Here is a 3,054-nt window from a genome sequence, read left to right on the forward strand (position 1 = left end):
GGCGCCATTGCCCTGGGCCACCCCATCGGCGCATCCGGCTGCCGCATTCTGGTCTCCCTGCTGCATGAAATGGTTCGCCGCGATGTTCACAAGGGCCTGGCCACACTGTGCATCGGTGGCGGCATGGGCGTTGCCCTGGCCGTCGAGCGCTAAGCTTCATGCTCCACGTTGTGCTGTACGAGCCGGAGATACCGCCGAACACCGGCAACATCATCCGGCTCTGCGCCAACACCGGTTGCCAGCTGCATCTGATTGAACCGCTGGGTTTTAACCTGGAAGACAAACAGATGCGGCGGGCCGGGCTGGATTACAGCGAGTACGCAACGGTCAGGATCCACAAGAGTTACCAGGACTTCCTGGCCAGCGAGCAACCCGGACGCCTGTTCGGGTTCACCACCAAAGGCAGCGCCCATTACCACGAAGTGAGCTACCAGGATGGCGACTACCTGATGTTCGGCCCGGAAACCCGCGGCCTTCCCGCTGATGTCCGCGAGGGGTTGCTGCCTGAGCATCGCCTGCGGGTTCCCATGCAACCGCATAGCCGCAGCCTGAATCTCTCCAATACCGCAGCCCTGGCGGTTTACGAGGCCTGGCGGCAGCTGGGGTTTAACGGAGCGACATAAAAAAACCGGCCTGAGCCGGTTTTTTTATATCTGATCACAGTGGTTCGGATCAGTGAGTCTGCTGCTCTTCGCTTGCCTCGCCAGCAGCTTCTTCCTGCTTGCGCTTGAGCGCCTGGGCATAGATGGCGTCGAAGTTCACCGGCGCCAGCATCAGGGCCGGGAAGCTGCCCTTGCTCACAATACCGTCGATCGCTTCGCGCGCATACGGGAACAGGATGGTCGGGCAGTAGGCGCCCAGCATCTGGCCCAGCTGCTGGCCTTCGATGCCCTGCACCAGGAACACGCCGCCCTGCTGGATCTCGACGATGTAAGCTACCTTCTCACCCACTTTCGCGGTGACGGTCAGGGAAAGCACAACCTCGTACTGGTTGTCGCTGACCTTGTTGTGAGACGTATTCAGATCCAGATTCACCTGCGGCTTCCACTGCTCCTGAAATACCAGCGGAGAGTTGGGTGACTCAAAAGACAGGTCCTTCACATAGATGCGCTGAAGGGCAAACTGGGGTTGGTTCTGGTTGTCACTGCCTGCTGCGGCTTGCTGATTCTCAGCCATTTTCAATCCTTTCGTTCTCGATCATGGGCTCGGGGCCCGCTGTTATGGGATGTTATGAAGTGTGCTGCCGGGACATTTTACGTTGGCGCCGGGCCGGCTTATGTGAAACAGTGCGGCAGAATGATCTTCAGATCAAGGGCCGCTCTATTTCTTCACCAGCGGAAGATTGCTGGCTTTCCAGTCGGCAACGCCGCCGTTCAGGCGAACCACATTGCTGAAGCCTTCCGCGTTCAGCTGTTTAACCGCCATGGCAGAATGCTGGCCCATCTTGTCGGCAACGATGATCTGTTTGTCCTTGAACTTGCTCAGCTCACCAACCCGGCTCTTCAGGCTGTTCAGGGGAATGTTGATCGAGCCGGTAATGCGGCCCTCACCAAACTCCTTGCGGTCCCGGATGTCGACTACAACGGCTTCATCCTTGTTGATCAGATTGACCGCACCCTGGGCCGAGATCTTGGCACCGCCACGACGGGACTCCAGAATGAGAATGGCAACCAGGAATGCCACGAACAGCGACACAAGAATGTAGTGGTTAACGACAAATTCAAACAACCGGTCCATGAATTTACCCTGATAATGAGTTTGGCGGGATTATACACAGCCTGCTCCCCGGACAGAAGGTGACGAAAGTGGCCAGTAAATGCGAAAATAGATAAACTTCGTTTTCGTTTTAGTAAATTTACTAACATTTTACTTCCGGACTTAATGATGACTGCAATGCGCAAGCCGACTGCACTGATTATCCTGGACGGCTGGGGCCATCGCGACCCGGCTGAAGACAATGCCATCAGCAATGCCAGCACCCCGTTCTGGGACAAACTCTGGCAAAACCAGCCCAAAACCCTGATCAATACATCGGGTATGTTTGTTGGGCTGCCGCAAGGGCAAATGGGTAACTCGGAAGTTGGCCACATGAACCTGGGCGCAGGGCGCGTGGTCTATCAAAGCCTTACTCGTATCGACAAAGATCTGGAAGAAGGCACTTTCCAGCAGAACGAAGTGCTCTGCTCAGCGATCGACAAGGCTGTCCAAAGCGGCCGAGCCGTTCATCTCATGGGTCTGATGTCGCCCGGTGGTGTACACAGCCACGAAGACCACATTATTGCCGCTGCCGAACTTGCCGCCGCACGTGGCGCGAAGGAAGTTTACATCCACGCCTTCCTCGATGGCCGTGACATGCCGCCCCGCAGCGCAAAACCATCCCTGGAGAAGGCCGCGGCCAAATTGAAGAGCCTCGGCGTCGGCCGCGTTGCCTCGATCGTGGGCCGCTACTATGCCATGGATCGCGACAACCGCTGGGACCGCGTGGAAGCGGCCTACAACCTGATGACCCAGGGCACCGCGGAGTTCACTGCGGCCGATCCGGTATCCGGGCTGGAACAGGCTTATGAGCGCGGGGAAAACGACGAGTTTGTAACGCCAACCCGGATCCACGCTCCGGGCGAGCCCGAGGGAACGATCAACGATGGTGACACGGTGCTGTTCATGAATTTCCGTGCCGACCGTGCCCGGGAAATGACCCGCACCTTTGTGGAGAAGGACTTCGACGGATTCGAGCGCAAGAAGCACCCCGAACTGGCCGACTTCGTGATGCTGACCGAGTATGCGGCGGACATCAAAACTTCCTGCGCCTACCCGCCCGAACAGCTTACCAATGGCCTTGGCGAATACATGGCGAAGCAGGGCAAGACCCAGTTGCGCATCGCCGAAACAGAGAAATACGCCCACGTAACCTTCTTTTTCAATGGCGGCCTGGAAACACCGTTCGACGGTGAAGAGCGCATTCTTGTGCCCTCCCCCAAGGTGGCGACCTACGATCTGCAGCCCGAAATGAGCGCACCAGAGGTAACCGACAAGCTGGTGGAAGCGATCAAGAGC

4 protein-coding genes and 1 pseudogene are annotated in these 3,054 nt (G+C 57.6%); 3 read left to right on the forward strand and 2 right to left on the reverse strand.

The features are described 5' to 3' along the window. Positions 1–153, forward strand: a pseudogene (locus tag B2W52_RS10850) (acetyl-CoA C-acetyltransferase); the annotation flags it as partial. Positions 154–158: 5 nt separating this feature from the next. Continuing rightward, positions 159–623, forward strand: a complete 465-nt coding sequence (trmL, locus tag B2W52_RS10855) for a tRNA (uridine(34)/cytosine(34)/5-carboxymethylaminomethyluridine(34)-2'-O)-methyltransferase TrmL (RefSeq protein ID WP_008169325.1) — start codon at positions 159–161, stop codon at positions 621–623. Between the two features lie 49 nt (positions 624–672). Here trmL and secB read toward each other — a convergent pair whose 3' ends face one another. Together secB and B2W52_RS10865 are read right to left on the reverse strand one after the other, a co-directional pair. Next, positions 673–1,176: a protein-export chaperone SecB gene (gene secB, locus B2W52_RS10860; protein WP_008169324.1), complete on the reverse strand. Its 504-nt coding sequence runs from the start codon at positions 1,174–1,176 to the stop codon at positions 673–675. Between the two features lie 144 nt (positions 1,177–1,320). Further along, a complete protein-coding gene (locus tag B2W52_RS10865; RefSeq protein WP_008169323.1) occupies positions 1,321–1,737 on the reverse strand; it encodes a rhodanese-like domain-containing protein in 417 nt (138 codons plus the stop codon). A gap of 147 nt (positions 1,738–1,884) precedes the next feature. Here B2W52_RS10865 and gpmI point away from each other — a divergent pair. After that, a partial coding sequence (gene gpmI / locus B2W52_RS10870) for a 2,3-bisphosphoglycerate-independent phosphoglycerate mutase (protein ID WP_286802997.1) occupies positions 1,885–3,054 on the forward strand: 1,170 nt, incomplete at its 3' end.

Source organism: Marinobacter sp. UBA2498, from assembly GCF_002341575.1.
In the GTDB taxonomy this organism is placed as follows: Bacteria; Pseudomonadota; Gammaproteobacteria; order Pseudomonadales; family Oleiphilaceae; genus Marinobacter; species Marinobacter manganoxydans.

Bases quoted from the DNA above. Each gene is read 5' to 3' on its own strand.
- B2W52_RS10865 (WP_008169323.1), bottom strand. From the start codon at position 1,737: ATGGACCGGTTGTTTGAATTTGTCGTTAACCACTACATTCTTGTGTCG.
- trmL (WP_008169325.1), top strand. From the start codon at position 159: ATGCTCCACGTTGTGCTGTACGAGCCGGAGATACCGCCGAACACCGGC.
- secB (WP_008169324.1), bottom strand. From the start codon at position 1,176: ATGGCTGAGAATCAGCAAGCCGCAGCAGGCAGTGACAACCAGAACCAA.